Genomic DNA, 16,663 nt, shown 5'->3' with positions numbered 1-16,663 from the left:
TCGGGCGCGCTTGTCCGGCGGGTGCAGGGAACGGTCGCGAGTCCAGGCCCCCCGGCGCGGTCCGTTGAGGAAGGCCGCAGCCGGGCCGCGCACGCCCTGTTTTCGTCCTTCGGTAAATCTGGGCTGTTCGGCGCCACAATCCTCGGGCCCTCCCGAGGGAAGTTCCTCAGGGGCGCGTCAGTCGCTGGACCATCCATTGCCGAAAGGCGGGCAGGTCCTTCCAATCGGCGGCCACGCGGATCGGCCGTCCGGCCGTGTCAATGCGGGTGAATCCGTCCTCCGTGACCCGCAAGCCCAGCGTCTCGATTTCACAAAATGCCTCCGAGACCGCCAGGTAAACGGCCACGCAGTCAAACAGGGTGGATGAGCGTTCATCGACATTGGCCGGTGCGAGCTCGCGGCGTTGGGCGGCCCAGATGCGGTAATTCTCGAGAATCGTCCGGGGAATGGGCTGTCGGGAATCACGAACTCGGGCGAAATCTTCCCCGGCCAAGGAGACCAGACCACAGGTGTCGAGCGGCGTCAGCAGGATCTCACGCCAGGGCGCGGCAAAGACCTTTTGGGCGGCGCGGGGATCGCAGCGGACGTTCCATTCGGCATCAGGGGCGGGCTTTCCGCCATAACCCTTGCGCACGCTGCCGTGCATGCCGATGAACCTTGCGCGCGGCGCGATGCCCGGTTCCCGGTCCAGAGCGGCGGCCAGGTTGGGCAAGGGCCCGATGGCAATGACGGTCACCGGCTCGGGCGAGGCCCGGATGCAGTCGATGAGGGCCTGGACCCCGTTGGTATGAATGGGGCCGGGATACTCCTTCAGATCGTAGGAGCCCAGCCACGGGGCCTGGGATTCGAGGCCGCCGACGTGAGGGACCTCGACCCCGAGACCGATCGGGATCTCCGGTCGGCCCATCGCTTGCAGGAGCTTGGCGGCGAGCCGGCCCCGGTACATGGGCCGACCGTAATCGGTCAGAACCAGCTTCACGTCCAGTTCAGGGCATTGCAACAGCAGCCCCAGGGCCCAAGTATCGTCGATATCGTCGCCGATGTCGGTATCGAGGATGACCGGAGTCGGTTTGGCACCGCCGGCAGGAGCGCCCGATTCCGCCGCACGAGAACATTGGCCGGCCATCATGAGCAGACTGCAACTGCAAAAGCCGACCCACAGGCTGAAGCCAAAAAGAGGAGGACGCATGGCTCGATTCCTTTCCCGCTTCGCATGAAATCACGAAGCGGGTGATTTGGCCAGCCTAATGCGCCCGGCCGGGGCAAGGATGCATCCGCTGAGATTCGAAGCCCGGGACGGCTTGCGGGGGCCGGGGATCCGGGGGCACGGGCCCCCGGCGTCTCCGGAACCGATGGATCGCAGGGAGCCCGTGGGCCGGGACGGGCCGTGGATCACCTCAAGCGGCAGATGGACTGGGGCTTTCGGCGCGGAACACCAGCTCCCCGTTCTTGCAATCCACGGTGACGCGGCTGTGGTCGGTGATTTCGCCGGCCAGCAGTTTGCGGGAGAGCGTGGTTTCCAGGTGACGCTGGAGGAATCGCTTCAGCGGACGGGCGCCGTAGACCGGGTCGTAGCCGGAGCGGGCGATGTGTTCCCTGGCGGCGTCGGTCAGCGCCAGCTCGATGTGCCGGTCGGCCAGTCGCTGGCGCAACAACTGCAACTGCAGGTCCACGATCTTCTTGATCTCCGCCAGGGTGAGCGGCTTGAAGAGCACGATTTCGTCCACGCGGTTGAGAAACTCGGGTCGGAAATGGGCGCGCAGTTCCGCAAGGACCTTGCGGCGGACGCCCTCGGCGATTTCCCCGGTCTCGCTGGCATTCTCGAGGAGATACGGACTGCCGATGTTGCTGGTCATGATGATGAGGGTGTTCTTGAAGTCCACGGTGCGGCCGTGGCTGTCGGTCAGGCGACCGTCGTCGAGGATCTGCAGCAGGATGTTGAAGACGTCGTGGTGGGCCTTTTCGATTTCATCGAAGAGGATGACCGAGTACGGTTTGCGGCGGACGGCTTCGGTAAGCTGGCCACCTTCCTCGTAGCCGACGTAGCCCGGCGGGGCCCCGATGAGGCGGGCCACGGCGTGTTTTTCCATGTACTCGCTCATGTCGATGCGGATCAGGTTGTCTTCGCTGTCGAAGAGGGCCTCTGCGAGGGCCCGGGCCAGTTCGGTTTTGCCGACGCCGGTGGGGCCGAGGAAGATGAAGGAGCCGATGGGCCGTTTGGGGTCTTTGAGGCCCGAACGGGCGCGAATGACGGCATCGGCCACGGCCTGAACGGCTTCGTCCTGGCCGATGACCCGTTGGTGAAGGATCTGGTCGAGGCGGAGGAGTTTTTCCTTTTCGCCCTCCAGGAGGCGTGCCACGGGGATGCCGGTCCAGCGGGAAACGACCTCGGCGATTTCGTCCGGGGTGACTTCTTCGCGCAGGAGGCGCTGGCCGGACTTGCTGACGGCGTCGGCTTTGGCTTCGAGCTCGCGCAGCTGTTTCTCGAGGGCCGGGATGCGGCCGTACTGGTATTCGGCGACGCGGCCCAGGTCGTGTTCGCGTCGGGCTTTTTCCATTTCGGTGCGGGCCAGTTCGAGGGCTTCGCGGAGTTTTTGGATGTCGTCGACGAGCTGTTTTTCGGTTTGCCACTGGGCGCGCAGGGAATCGCGCTGAGCCTGGAGGTTGGCGAGTTCCTTTTCGAGGGCCTGGAGGCGTTCCCGGCTGGCCTCGTCCTTTTCCTTGCGGAGGGCCTCGCGTTCAATTTCGAGCTGGGTGATGCGGCGTTCGAGTTGTTCGAGCTCCTCGGGCATGGACTCCATCTCCGTGCGGAGCTTGGCCGCCGCCTCGTCCACCAGGTCGATGGCCTTGTCCGGCAGGAAGCGGTCCGAGATGTAGCGGTGGGAAAGCTGCGCGGCCGCCACCAGGGCGGCATCCTGGATGCGGACCTTGTGGTGAAGTTCGTAGCGTTCGCGCAGGCCGCGGAGGATGGAAATGGTGTCCTCCACACTGGGCTCGTCCACGAGCACCGGTTGGAAGCGCCGCTCGAGTGCGGCGTCCTTCTCGATGTATTTGCGGTATTCGTCCAGCGTGGTGGCGCCGATGCAGTGGAGCTCGCCCCGGGCGAGCATCGGTTTGAGCATGTTGCCCGCGTCCATGGCGCCCTCGGCCTTGCCCGCACCGACCACGGTGTGAATTTCGTCGATGAAGAGGATGATCTGGCCCTGGGACCGGGCGATTTCCTGGAGGACCGCCTTGAGGCGTTCCTCGAATTCGCCGCGATATTTGGCCCCGGCAATGAGGGCGCCGAGGTCCAGGGCAATGATGCGTTTGTCCTTGAGGCTGTCGGGGACATCGCCGGCGACGATGCGCCGGGCCAGGCCCTCGACGATGGCGGTTTTTCCGACGCCGGGCTCGCCGATGAGGACGGGATTGTTCTTGGTGCGGCGGGAAAGGACCTGGATGCAGCGACGGATCTCGGCGTCGCGCCCGATGACGGGATCCAGTTTGTTCTGGGCGGCCAGGCGGGTGAGGTCCCGACCGTATTTTTCCAGGGCCTCATAGGTGGCCTCCGGATTGGCGCTGGTGACGCGCTGGTGGCCGCGCACCTCGGTGAGGGCCTTGAGGAAGTCGTCGCGGCGGATGCCGAGGTTTTTGAAGATCTTGCCGATGCCGGTGCCCACCGGTTCATCGAACATGGCCAGAACGAGATGCTCCACCGACACGTACTCGTCCTTCAGACGTCGGGCATGGTCACGGGCGGTGACGAGCAGGCGGTTGAGGCGTTGGGTGATGTAGATGCCCTGGGTGGTGACATCGCTGCCGGAGACGCGAGGCAGGCGGGCCAGCTCCTCCTCGACCTTGGTCTTGAGAAGATCAGGGGAGACGCGGGCCTTCTCGAAGAGCCGGGGGATGAGGCCGCCCTCCTGCTCGAGGAGGGCCAGCAGGAGATGTTCGACGTCCACCGCCTGGTGTTGGTAGCGCACCGCGATGTTTTGGGCTTCCAACAGGGCGGCCTGGGATTTTTCGGTGAATTGGTTCAGGTCCATAGGCGTTTAAAGGGTGGTTTGCAGGTTTCAGGCAGAACTCGGCGTGGACAAGGCCGGTTGGGTGGATGCGGCCCGGGCTGTGCGGCGCGGGCGCGGAGGCCGGCGGAGGGCCAGGGCCAGGACCTCGTCCACGGTTTCCACGGGTTGAAAGCGCAGCTGGCGTCTGGCTTCCGGGGGCAGTTCGGTCAGGTCTTTTTCGTTGTGCTTCGGGAGGATGATGGTGCGGATGCCGGCCCGGAGGGCGGCGAGGCATTTTTCTTTCAGCCCTCCGATGGGCAGGACGATTCCGCGCAGGGTGATTTCGCCGGTCATGGCGATATCGGGCCGGACGGGGCGCTGGGAGAACAGGGAGGCAATGGCCGTGAACATGGCGATGCCCGCGGAGGGGCCGTCTTTGGGGACGGCGCCGGCCGGCACGTGAATGTGGAGGTCCACGTCTTTGAAGGCGTCGTCGGGGATCCCGAGTTCCCGGGCCCGGCTTTTGACGAGGCTCAGGGCGGCCTGGGCACTTTCCTTCATGACCTCGCCGATTTGGCCGGTCAGCAGGATGTTGCCCTTGCCGGGGTAGGCGAGCGCCTCGATATGGAGGATCTCGCCGCCGGTGGGCGTCCAGGCCAGGCCCGTCACCACGCCGGGTCGGCCGGTGGTCAAGCGGGTCTCATGAATGTAACGGGCGGGGCCGAGGATTTTTTCCACCTCGTCTCGGGTGACGGTGAATTCCGTGAGTTCGCCCTTCGCGACGCGCGCGGCCACGTGACGGCAAATGGCGGCGATCTGACGTTCCAGTTCGCGCACGCCCGCCTCGCGCGTGTAGTCATGAATGATGCGCTGCAGGGCGGCCGTCTCGAATTTGCACTGGCCGTTCTTGAGGCCGTGTTCCTTGAGCTGGCGTTTGACGAGATACCGGCGGGCGATTTCGAGTTTCTCGCGGTCGGTGTAGCCGGGAATCTCGATCACCTCCATGCGGTCGCGCAGCGGCGCCGGTACTGTGTCCATGACATTGGCGGTGCAAATGAACATGACCTGGGAAAGGTCGAAGGGCACATCCAGGTAATGATCCACAAAGGCGTGGTTCTGGCGCGGGTCGAGTACCTCCAGCAGGGCGCTGGCGGGGTCGCCCCGAAAATCACTGCCCAGCTTGTCGATTTCGTCGAGCATGAGCACCGGGTTGCGCGAACCGGCGCGGCGGATTTCCTGGATGATGCGGCCGGGCATGGAACCGATGTAGGTCCGGCGATGACCGCGGATTTCGGCCTCGTCATGCACCCCGCCGAGGCTGACCCGCGCGAACTTGCGTCCCAGGGCATCGGCGATGGACTGGCCGAGGCTGGTCTTGCCCACGCCGGGAGGCCCGCAGAAGCAAAGGATGGGGCCGTGCCCCTGCGGGTTGAGTTTGCGGACGGCCAGGTACTCGATGAGGCGGCGCTTGACCTTTTCGAGGTTGAAATGATCGCGGTCCAAAATCTTTTGGGCGCGGTCCAGATCGAGGTTGTCCTCGGTGAGTTTGTTCCACGGCAGTTCCGCCAGGGTCTCCAGATAGGAAACCACCACGGCGTATTCGGGACTGGCGGGATGCAGGTGCTGAAGCCGGCGCAGTTCGCGTTCGGCCTGCTGCAGCACCGGCTCGGGGGCCCCGGCCTCCTGCAGGCGGCGACGGAGTTCCTCGATTTGCTGTTCGACGCCGCCCTCGTCTTCACCGAGTTCCTTTTGGATGGCCCGGACCTGTTCCCGCAGAAAGGCGCGCCGTTGCTGGTCGGTGATGGCCGAGGAGACGTCCTTCTGGATTTTCTGCTGAATGCGCGCGATTTCGAGTTGGGCGGCCACGTGTTTCAGCACGGCCCGCACGCGCCTGGCGACGTCGAGTTCCTCCAGCAAGGGCTGTTTTTGTTCCACGGGCAGGTTGAGGCTGCCGGCCATGAAATCGGCCAGCTGGCCGGGGTCGCGGAGATTGCGGAGGACGGCCGCGGCCTGGTCGGGCGGGTCCAGCGTCAGTTCGACCAGTTTCAGGGCGGCGTCGCGCAGCCCCTCGACCGCGGCAATGAACTCCAGGTCGTCCGCGGGCGGGGTGGTGCTGTGCAAGACCTCGATCTCGGCCCGGAGAAACGGGGCGACCACCAGCACGCGTTTGAGGGCGATCCGCTCCAGGGCCTGGACGATGATGACCAGCGTGTCATCGGACTGGCGCAGCAGCTTGAGGACGCGGGCGGCAACGCCGACGTGGTAGAGGTCCTCCTGCCCGGGTTCCTCCACCGTGGCATCTTTTTGCGTGAAGATGCCGATGATTTTGCTGTGCGGCAGCGACTCCTCGAGCAACTTTTTGGACGAGGGTCGGCCGATGGTCAGCGGAGCCACCAGACCCGGGAAAAGAACCGTGTTGCGCACGGGCAGGATGGGCAGCGTGTCCGGAATGCGGCTGTCCTGCTCGGCTCCCTGGCCGGAGGCCGCGGCGGCGCTGCCGGGCTCGGACGTTCCCTCGATGACCGAGTCCAGCAGGATGGGGAACAGCTCAAAGCGTGCGTTGGCGTTCATGGCTGATGGTCCTCCGTTGGGGTGGGCGAGCTGGAATGGGTTGCCAGGGGCAGGCGGATCCAGAGCAACCCCTCGCGGTAATGGGCGGTGACCTGTTCCGGCTGGATCGGCTCGGGCATTTCCACCGTCCTTTCGAAGGGGCCGTAATCGATTTCCATGGCCAGGACCTGCGGCGAGGGACTGGCATCGGTGCGGGGAGGTTCGGGTGCGGGCCGGTGGCCGCTGATCGTCAGCCGGCGTGCGTCGACGCGAACGGAGATGTCCGGTTTTTGCATCCCGGCCAGATCCACGCACACGAGGTAGTGATCCGGCAGCCGAAAGGCGTTGATTGCAGGTCGCCAGGCCGCCGTGGACTGCAGGTGGACGACACTCAGCTGGTAGAGCTCGTTGGAGAGCTGGCTGAGTCGGATCTGCCATTGTTCGAACGCGTTCATGGATTCAGGGGCGATCGGGGGGGGTGGATTTCGTGCGGGCCGGACTGCCGGAGTGGGGATCCGGAGAGGCCGCAGCCATCGGGGCCGGTGCGGGCAGGGGCGGCACCGGCTCTTTGGCCTGCGGACGGGGTTTCCCCACGAGTCGGTAAAACTCGTCGCCATCGAGGGTTTCGCGCGCCAGGAGCTGGGCGGTGATCTGCTCGAGCTGATCCCGATGCTCGATGAGCACCTCTTTGGCCTGGGCATAGGCGTGTTCGAGGAGGGAACGAACCTCCTCGTCAATTTCGCGGGCGGTTTGCTCGGAACAATCGCGTTGCAGGCCGCCGTCGTGGCCGGCCAGAAAGACCGGGCCGCGCTGGACGCAGTGGGCCAGACCGATCCGCTCGCTCATGCCGTAGGCGGCGACCATTTGGCGGGCCAGGGCCGTGGCGCGTTCCAGGTCGTTTTGGGCGCCCGTGGATACTTCACCAAAGACCACTTCCTCGGCGGCGCGGCCGCCCAAGAGGCATTTGATGCGGTCGAACAGCTCGCTGCGGGTCAGCAGGAATTGATCCTCCTGCGGCAGCTGCAGGGTGTACCCGAGAGCGGCCCGACCCCGGGGCACGATGCTGATTTTGTGAACGGGGTCGGCGTGGGCACAGTAGGCGGCCACCAGGGCATGGCCGACCTCGTGGTAGGCGACGCGTTTTTTCTCCTCGGTGTTGAGGCGGCGGGTGCGCCGTTCGGGACCCGCCACCACTTTTTCGATGGCCGCCTCGATGTCCTGCTGCGTGATGGCCTCGGCCTGACGCCGCGCGGCCAGGAGAGCCGCCTCGTTCAAGACGTTGGCCAGGTCGGCTCCGGAGAAACCGGCCGTGGCGGCGGCCACACGCCGCAGGTCCACATCCGCCGCCAGCTTTTTGTTCCGCGCATGGACCTTCAGGATGGCTTCGCGACCGTCGAGGTCCGGCGCGTCGACAACGACCTGCCGGTCGAAGCGGCCCGGCCGCAGGAGGGCGCGGTCGAGGATCTCCGGTCGGTTGGTGGCCGCCAGGATGATCACGCCCGTGTTGGCCTCGAATCCGTCCATCTCGACGAGCAGGGCATTGAGGGTCTGCTCGCGTTCGTCGTTGACGGCGCCCAGGTGCACGCCGCGCTGGCGGCCGATGGCGTCCAATTCGTCGATGAAGATGATGCAGGGCGCATGTTCCTTGGCCTGTTTGAACAGATCGCGCACCCGGGCGGCACCGACGCCGACGAACATTTCGACAAAATCGGCGCCGCTCATGGAAAAGAAGGGCACACCGGCCTCCCCGGCCACCGCGCGAGCCAGCAGGGTCTTGCCCGTGCCGGGCGGGCCCACCAACAACACCCCTTTGGGTATGCGGGCGCCCAGCTGTTCATAGGTCTTCGGGTTCTTGAGAAAGTCCACCACCTCTTTCAGTTCCTGCTTGGCCTCCTCGCACCCGGCCACGTCGGCGAAGGTGACCCCCGTGTTTTTGTCGAGGATCAAGCGGGCCCGGCTGCGACCGATGCTCAGGACATGTTCCCCTGCGGCACTGAGGCGCCGACTGAGGAACATGAACAAGAGCACCATCAAGCCGATGGGCAGGAGCCACCCCAAAACCAACTGACTCAGCACGCCCGGCCGGGCGCCGGAGAACTCCACTCCGGCCGCCTGAAGTTCCTTCACAAGATCGGGGTCTTCGACTCGAACCGTGCGGAAGTAAAAGGGACGAGCCGCGGGACCGGCCTCGGTGCCGGGCGTGGAGGCGCTGGCAGTGGCGGGCGGTTGGGTCGCCGAGCCCGCAGCGTCCGGTTCCGCGGTGGCCTCCGCGTGCGGCACGATCCGGCCCACGATCTCGGTCTCCTTGACCTGGGCTTGAACGACCTCGCCGCGCTGCAAGTGGCGTTTGAACTGGCTGTAGGGGATGGTGCGGACGGTCCATTGATCAAACCATTCCTGCCAGCCCCAGAGCACCAGCAGAGTGGCCAGGAAGTACCAGAACAGCAGTCGGGCTTGCGGATCGAATTTGCCCGGGAGTTTCAGTTGGGGCGGATTCTTCTTCATGGGCAGGATGGCTTGCGAGTCCGGGCCGGGCCGGAGCCGGACAGGATCCGCGGCGCCCCGGCCCGGCGAACGGACACAACCTCAGCGTCGGCGTGTAGCGTCAATGACCAGGAATCGACTCGCACCGTTGCTCCAGACGCGCAGCAACACGCGGTCGCCACGCAGATTCTGACTGATCCGGACGGCCTGGTCGGCACTGGTCACGCGCTGGCGGTTGATTTCAAGGATGACATCACCCGGCTGCAACCCCTGTTGCCCGGCCAGGGAATCCGGATCCACCTCGACGACCAGCGCACCTCGAACCTGGCTGGGGATGTTGAATTGTTGACGGTTGCGGGGTGTCAGGTCGTCCACCACCACGCCGTCCAAGAGATCGGCCGCGCTCCGATCGCCCCGGCGCAGCCCACCGGGGCGCCCGGCGCGGGCCAGGCCACCCTCCTCGGGGAATTCTCCGAGCGTGACCTTCAGGGTCAGCTCTTTGCCGTCCCGCAACACCTTGACGGGGACGGTGGTGCCGGGAGGGGTTTGGGCGGCCATGAGGCGCAGATGCCGCATGTCTTCCACTTTTCGGTTGTTGAATTCGACGATGACGTCGCCTTCTTTCAGCCCCGCCTCGGCGGCAGGCGAGTCGGGAACCACCTCGGCCACCAGGGCGCCGCTGGGTTCGGACAGCTGGAACTCGCGGGCCAGCTCGCGCGTCAAGGGTTGGAGCGACAGGCCCAAATAGCCGCGCGTGACCTTGCCATCACTGATCAGCCGTTCCATCACGTACCGGGCCAGGTTGGCAGGGATCGCAAACCCGATTCCGAGGTTCCCACCCGTACGCGTAATGATGGCGGTGTTGATCCCCACCAGTCGACCCGAGGCGTCCACCAGGGCGCCGCCGGAGTTGCCGGGGTTGATGGCGGCGTCGGTTTGAATGAAATCCTCGTAATCGAGGCCGAGACCGGACCGCGATTTGGCACTCACGATGCCCATGGTCACCGTTTGGCCCACGCCAAACGGATTGCCGATCGCCAGCACGATGTCCCCCACGCGCAGTTGGTCGCTGTCGGTGATCACGATGGCGGGGAGGTTCCGCGCTTCCACTTTGATCACCGCCACGTCGGTGCGTGGATCCGAGCCCACCAGCCTGGCTTCGTATTCGGTTTTCCCGTCGGCCAGCGCCACCCGGATCTCTTCCGCACCGGCCACGACGTGATGGCTGGTCAGGATGTAACCGTCCTCCGTGACAATCACGCCCGAGCCCAGGCTTCGTTCGCGACGCTCCCGCGGACCCTGGTCCGGGAAATCAAAGAAGCGGCGGAAGAACGGATCCTCCAGGAACGGCGCCCAGAACGGTTCCTGCCGAACGGTTTTCGTGCTGTAAATGTTCACCACACTGGGCGCCACCCGCTCCACCACGCCGTGGAAGGACAGGGTGGGACGCGCCTCGGCGGGCAAGGGTGACGTGTCCAGCTTGAAACGGGGCGCCGGGGCGGCGGCCCAGGCCCCTTGAGCGAGTGCCCAGACCAGCAAGGTCACCCATGGCCAAACAGGCCGATGGCCACCCGGGTTCCGCCGGGAGCCTGCGGGTTTACCGAGTGCGAACCAGCTGTGCTGGATGAAGCTTTTTAAAAGGATCCAAGGTGACGTTTTCATACGAGGGATTTGACCGGGTTGCGGGGAAAACGTTTGCACTCACCCAATGTGTAGCTGGAAAAGGACGGAACTCCAAGTCCGAAACCCGCCGCGCCTCCAGGTCGCTCCCGGCACCATTTCGGTCGGGCGAAGATCGGGCCCGGGATCGACGGTTGCACCTGCCGATGCGCGTTTTGGGACCATCGGCTTCGCGGGCGCGTTCTTTCCGAGTTTGGACGGGTCCTGCTCATGGAAGAGACGGAATCGCAACCCCCGGCGGTGCAACAAAGCGCGGGGGCGCGAAGGAGGCGCCCCCGCGCGCGTGCCGGGAGCGAAGGAAGGTCAGCTGACCTTGACCTCGATCTGTTTCGGACGGGCCTTCTCGCTCTTGGGCAGGTGCACGCGCAGAACACCGTCCTTGAACTCGGCCCGAACATTCTCGGGCTCGGCATCATCCGGGATGGTGAAGCTGCGCTCGAACCGCCCATAGTACCGCTCGATCCGGTGATACCGGCGGTTTTTTTCCTCCTTCTCGGCTTTGCGTTCGCCGGAGATGGTCAGTGTGCCATTCTGCACCGTGACCTTGACGTCGTCCTTGCTCACCTCGGGCAACTCGACCTTGAGCAGGTACTCCTTGTCATCTTCCGAGATGTCCACCAAGGGCGACCACTCGGGCACGGTGATGGTTTCCTCGTCCGTGGTCAGCGTGCTGCGACGGAAGGGCGACCAATCCAACAGAGCAGCCATCCGCCGCTGCATTTCCTCCAGCTCCCGGAAGGGATTCCAGCGAGTCAGGGCCGACATATTCACTTCTCTCCCAGCACAGGCGGCTTGTTTTGCTCTGTGGACCTGCCAACCGCGCCGCCGATCATCACGGTTTGCAGGCGGCTTGGTCATCCTCTGTGGCGACCTCCACTCGGAGGCCACCGCCAAGCCACCTCCTAATAAAACATCCGGCATGCCAATCGACGGATTCAAAACAAGTACTTGATAATGAATAACTTCCGCGTTTCACACCCAAAGCGATCGAGACATATTGTCTCTTAAGCCGTTCGATCCCTGTGCCAACGCAGCACCAAAAGAGACATTTTGTCGCATGTTGCAGGAGGTCTTTCCGAGATCTGCTGCCGGCCACTCAAGGACCGGGCGCAAAACCGGCCGTGGCTTTGGCGATGCTACCGCAAAAAGAGCCCCCGCGAATCGATCACTTTTTTGGGGTTCTTCTGCCACTGAAGCGGGGTCAGGAACTGCCGGTCGCACGCGGCCCCCCCGAAGGCGTGTTAAAGAGCCGTTCGCTCCCCAACGCGCCTGCACAAGGTCATGGATTTTGAATGTCAGCTCTCCGACGTGAACCGAAACTCAGCATCCCGCCAAGGCTCCGTTCCGAGAACGACGGGGCTGCTTTCCACGGTTCCCTGACGACAGCAAGAGCGCCCACAGGCCCGGCCTGAACGGTTTTCAGGGCTCCGCAGCGACGGCTGGACATGCTTTCCCTGGCATCGTCCATCCGTTTTCCCTTATGGCGTCGGTTTTTCCGGAGCCGAACCTTCCCGGCAGGCGGCGGCCCCAAACGGATTGGCCTTGGGAACAAGCAACTTCGGCCAACCCGAGTTCTCCCCGGATGCTTGAGGGTCGCAGAGCCAAACCCCGGCGATGAACCGCAGCCCGGGATGCTCCGGGCCCCGGGTTGGAGGAATGGAAAGCCGAAGAGCGACAGGTCCGCCCGCCAACGAGGGTCCGCGCAACAAGAGCGGGCGCGGCCGATGCCTCTGCCGAGGACGAGGGTTCGAAGGATCGCGACCTCTCTCCCTTGGAGGTCAACGGCGGACCGGACGACCCGGGAGTTTGGACGGGTGCATTTCCCGGGCGGGCGCATTTCCCTTTTTGAACAGTTGGTCGTTTTGCCCCGAAGCCCGACTCCAAGACCACCCGTGGATCGGGCTGAAGCTGGGTTTTCCCATGCGAAGCCGGCTCAAAGGTTCGAATCCTGAAATCTCCCCGGTCCGGGCGGACCGCGCGGATTGATCTTGCAGACCTGGCGGCTCGGTTCAGGCTGACGGTATGCAGGCTCGCATGTTGTGCGTGGTTGCCGGGGTCTTGTGTCTCGGCGCAGCAATCTCGATGGCGTCGGAGGGTTCCCCGGTGCGTCTCGAATGGCAGGAGCACCGTGGCGGTGCGGACGGGCGATTGATTCGCGAGTTCGTGTTGCGGAATCGCACGGGCATGGAGGTCAGGGGCATCGGTTTCGGCGCGACTTTGACCGGCATTTGGGTGCCGGATGGCCGGGGAGGGAAGACGAATGTGATCCTGGCCGCCGCCGAGCCGGCAGAGTACGAGAAGGGCTTTGGGGGCGCGGCTGCGGTGATCGGTCGGGTTGCCAATCGCATTGCCGGCGCACGTTTCACCCTGGACGGGGTGGAGTATCGGCTGACTCCGAACGCGGGCCGACACCACATCCATGGCGGTCGCCGGGGGTTCAGTCAGGTATGGTGGCAACCGGCCGGGTCAGGAGTGGAGCCAGAGGCAGCATGGATTCGATGGGAGTATGTGAGCCCGGATGGGGACGAAGGGTATCCCGGCACGTTGCGCGTGCACGTCAAATACACCCTGACGGACGGCAACGAAGTGCGGGTGGAGTACGAAGCGCAGACCGACCGCCCCACGCCGGTGAATCTGACGCAGCATGCCTATTTCAACCTGGCCGGTCATGGAGACATCCGGAACCATGAATTGTGGCTCGCGGCGCGTTTTTATACTCCGACGGATGAGGAGCTCATCCCCACGGGCGAGATTCGGACCGTGGTGGGCACGCCCCTGGACTTTACGACGCCGACGCGGTTGGGGGCGCGCATGGCCGCACTGGAGCCGCGGTTGAGGGGGTACGATCACAATTACGTCCTGGGCGGGGACGGCACCCTCCTGCGCCTGGTGGCACGCTTGAGGGATCCACTCAGCGGCCGGGGCATGGAAGTGGAAACGACCGAACCCGGGCTGCAATTGTACACCGGCAATCACCTGCAGCATCGCGGCGTGTGTTTGGAGACACAGCACTATCCGGACGCGGTGAACCAGCCGCATTTCCCGTCGGTGATTCTGCGTCCCGGCCAGGTGTTTCGGAGCACGACGGTGTTCCGGTTTTTGCCGACGACGCACGGAGAGAGCCGGTGACCCTTCCGGGGTAGCCCGACGGCCCGATCCGTCTCACGAGGCACCGCCCGAGTCCGGAGGAGAGCGGCGCCGGCTGAAGAGATTCCGGATGACTTCCTCGACGGGCACTTCACGAATGTCCAGGTCACGAACGGGAAACTGGTCCAGCAGTGCCTTGCACACGGGGATGACCTGGTCGCGTTTGACGCGAAGGCGGACGAAGGCGGGGTTGAGCTCGGTGATCTGGCCGAGGGCTTCCAACCGGGCGGGCGCGGGCGGGACGGCGCCGGAATCCCATCGGAGGGTGATCAACTTGAAATCGGCATAGCGCTCGAGGACCTCGGTCAGGGGACCGTCGAAGATGATCCGGCCGTGATCGATGATGATAACCCGCTCGCAAAGCTCTTCGATGTCGGCCATGTCGTGGCTGGTCAGCAGAATGGTGGTGCCCGCCTGTCGGTTGTACTCGCGCAGGAAATCCCGCACGACCTTCTGCGAAACGACATCGAGCCCGAGCGTGGGCTCGTCCAGGAAGAGAACCCGGGGCCGGTGCAGCAGAACCGCGATCAGTTCCAGTTTCATGCGTTCGCCCAGCGACAACTCCCGCACTACGACGTCGAGTTTGTCCCGGACGCCCAGGCGTTCGGTCAATTCCACCACCCGTTGGTCCAACTCTGCCTTGTCCAGGCCGTAAATGGCGGCATTGAGGGCGAAGGTCTCGCGGGCGGGCAGATCCCACCAGAGTTGATTCTTCTGGCCGAGCAGCAGGGCGAACTGGCGCCGGTAGCCGTCGGGTCGTTCCCACGGCACGTAACCGAGAACCCGGGCCGTGCCGCAGGTGGGATACAGGAGTCCGGAGAGCATTTTCAGCGTGGTGGTTTTTCCCGCGCCGTTGGGACCGAGGAAGCCGACGAACTCACCCGACTCGATCTGGAAGGAAACTTCCTGCACGGCGGTGACCGTTTCGTAGCGTCGTCGCACCAGGCCCCGCAAGGCGCCGCGGAAGCCCGGCTCCTTCTTGTAAACGCGAAAGGTTTTCGTCAGTCCCTGCACCTCGATGACCGGCATGGCCCACAATATGGAGCGAAAAAGGGACCGAAAGCGATGCGTTCCGTCATGCTTTTCAGTCGGAGGCCCGGAAGGGGTCGGGGCTTGTTGGCCGTGCGGCCCATGAGCCCTGCAGCCTTTTGGAGCGGGCGACCAACCCGGCCCGGAGGCGGTTTACCGGCGGGCAGCCTGGCTTTGGGGAGGACCTCGAACAACCGTGGGATCCGGATGGATTCCTGCCAGGTGCACCGGGGACTGATCTGTTCGAGGTCGGCTCGGGAGGCGAAATGGGGAAGGTCCGGCAGGAAGGGTTCAGGCGAGTGACGCACCTTTGACGGCGGCCGTAATGCGGGGTAGGGTGGAGGCGATGTGCAGGGTTGCGATGCTGGTGGCGGCGCGGTGGTGTGTCTGGGCCGGATTGGCCTGGATCGTGGCCGGGCAGGAACTCGTCGCACAGCCGGTCCGCCGCGGGCCGCCCATTCAGTTCTCGGAACCGCAGAACGATTTGCTCGTGACGAACGCGAACCGGTTGCCACGCAGGGATCAACCCCGTCCGAATCTTTCAGAAGAGCTGCAGCGACGTCGCTCGCCACTCCAAGAACTGGGGGATCCGCTGCGCCCCAGCCTGCTCCCCCGTCCCCCGGCAGGTCCCATGATCCAGAGTGCGCGCGTGCGGGAGCTGTTGGAACGGCAGAGACTGCGCGAGTCCTCTTCCGAGGCGGATCCGCTGAATCAACTGCAGGGGATGGAAGGACAGGCGCGTTTGAACCAGAACCCGCTCGAACCACGGTCTTCTGCGACGGATTCCCCGGAGCCGACGGATCCGCGGTTGTGGACGCGGTTTGCCGAGGAGTTGGAGGACGAGCAGGCCGGGGGGGAGGCCGAAGCCGGCGAGCCCGGTCATGCACGCGCGGATCCAGGTGCCCCAACACCGCGCAGATCCCCGGAAGCCGCCGCCACCGAGGCGCGCGTGGAGCAGTTGGAAAAGGCCTTGCGACAAGGCGGCGAAAGCAGCGGGCTGCTGAATCTGCTTCCCGGGCTGGAGCGATCGTTTTGGGACGGCCCCATGACGACGCGGGAATCGGACCTGGCCAGAGCGCAGGCTCGGAGCCGGGAAGATCGACTCGAGCGATTCCGGGCGGGATTGGAGGCCATCACAACCGCGCCGGAGGGTGGTTTGGATCCGATGCGGATCGAGGGTGCGGGCCAACCGGGGCGAACCGGCACGCGTTCTTTGGCTTTGCCGACGGCTCCGATGTGGATGGAAACGCCCTCGGCAACGGCGGGTGCCGGCCAGCCGGCGACGCGCTCGCCGGGACTGACTCCGGGTGGAGCGTCGCCGAGTCCGGGCTGGGGAGCGTCGGGGAACACGCCGGCGCTCGGGGCCGGAACGTCCGCGTCCGGTTCACCCGTGGGAGGAACGGTGGCACCGCCGGTGACGCGACCGTCCGCATCCCCTGCGCTCCGCGGACCGAAGATGCCGTCGCCGTTCACGGAGATTCCCAAGCGGCCGGGCATCTGAGCCGCTCCGGCAAAGCCCGTCCGTGACAGGGCCGGGTCCCCGGCTCGCTTCGGCATTCTGCCGGTAATCGTCCAGGGCCGAGAGGTTGCCACGCTCCCTCTTGGCCTTCCGCAGTGCGAGACTTTTCATCCCGAGCCACGGGGCAAATTCGGCTCGCCGGCTTGTTCCTGATCGGTCGGACCTCCTCGTGGCCCTGCGGGACAGCTTGTCGCCTTAGATTCATCAAGGCGTGACATGTCGCATCCGAAGATCGCAGCACACCTCTGAGGTCCGGGCCCGATGCGAC

The 16,663-nt window shown here is 65.0% G+C and carries 10 protein-coding genes; 2 read left to right on the top strand and 8 right to left on the bottom strand.

Annotated features, from left to right (window positions below; translation table 11 throughout):
- Window positions 1-166: 166 nt before the first annotated feature.
- From ACPDIT_RS13300 to ACPDIT_RS13270, 7 genes are all read right to left on the bottom strand, one after another.
- Entirely contained in the window at window positions 167-1,189 is a 1,023-nt protein-coding gene (locus ACPDIT_RS13300) for a nucleoside hydrolase (protein WP_423444243.1), read from the bottom strand.
- A gap of 208 nt (window positions 1,190-1,397) precedes the next feature.
- A complete protein-coding gene (clpB, locus tag ACPDIT_RS13295; RefSeq protein ID WP_423444241.1) occupies window positions 1,398-4,028 on the bottom strand; it encodes an ATP-dependent chaperone ClpB in 2,631 nt (876 codons plus the stop codon).
- A 27-nt stretch (window positions 4,029-4,055) separates the two neighbouring features.
- Complete coding sequence (gene lon / locus ACPDIT_RS13290) at window positions 4,056-6,557, bottom strand: endopeptidase La (protein ID WP_423444239.1); 2,502 nt, start codon at window positions 6,555-6,557, stop codon at window positions 4,056-4,058.
- Entirely contained in the window at window positions 6,554-6,991 is a 438-nt protein-coding gene (locus ACPDIT_RS13285) for an Hsp20/alpha crystallin family protein (protein ID WP_423444237.1), read from the bottom strand. The genes lon and ACPDIT_RS13285 overlap by 4 nt, the downstream gene beginning before the upstream one ends.
- 4 nt (window positions 6,992-6,995) lie before the next feature.
- Entirely contained in the window at window positions 6,996-9,041 is a 2,046-nt protein-coding gene (gene ftsH / locus ACPDIT_RS13280; protein ID WP_423444235.1) for an ATP-dependent zinc metalloprotease FtsH, read from the bottom strand.
- A gap of 81 nt (window positions 9,042-9,122) precedes the next feature.
- Window positions 9,123-10,682, bottom strand: coding sequence for a DegQ family serine endoprotease (locus ACPDIT_RS13275; RefSeq protein ID WP_423444233.1), 1,560 nt, complete (start codon window positions 10,680-10,682; stop codon window positions 9,123-9,125).
- A 321-nt stretch (window positions 10,683-11,003) separates the two neighbouring features.
- Window positions 11,004-11,465, bottom strand: a complete 462-nt coding sequence (locus tag ACPDIT_RS13270) for an Hsp20/alpha crystallin family protein (protein ID WP_423444231.1) — start codon at window positions 11,463-11,465, stop codon at window positions 11,004-11,006.
- Window positions 11,466-12,734: 1,269 nt separating this feature from the next.
- Here ACPDIT_RS13270 and ACPDIT_RS13265 point away from each other — a divergent pair.
- On the top strand, window positions 12,735-13,829 hold the full coding sequence (locus ACPDIT_RS13265) for an aldose epimerase family protein (protein ID WP_423444230.1): 1,095 nt from the start codon (window positions 12,735-12,737) through the stop codon (window positions 13,827-13,829).
- Between the two features lie 33 nt (window positions 13,830-13,862).
- Here ACPDIT_RS13265 and ACPDIT_RS13260 read toward each other — a convergent pair whose 3' ends face one another.
- On the bottom strand, window positions 13,863-14,876 hold the full coding sequence (locus ACPDIT_RS13260; RefSeq protein ID WP_423444228.1) for an ABC transporter ATP-binding protein: 1,014 nt from the start codon (window positions 14,874-14,876) through the stop codon (window positions 13,863-13,865).
- A gap of 346 nt (window positions 14,877-15,222) precedes the next feature.
- Between ACPDIT_RS13260 and ACPDIT_RS13255 the strand changes: the two genes are divergently transcribed.
- Complete coding sequence (locus tag ACPDIT_RS13255; protein ID WP_423444226.1) at window positions 15,223-16,377, top strand: hypothetical protein; 1,155 nt, start codon at window positions 15,223-15,225, stop codon at window positions 16,375-16,377.
- Window positions 16,378-16,663: the final 286 nt, after the last annotated feature.

This window comes from Limisphaera sp. VF-2, from assembly GCF_049537125.1.
Taxonomy (GTDB): Bacteria; Verrucomicrobiota; Verrucomicrobiia; order Limisphaerales; family Limisphaeraceae; genus Limisphaera.
This window is presented reverse-complemented; position numbering and strand designations above follow the sequence as displayed.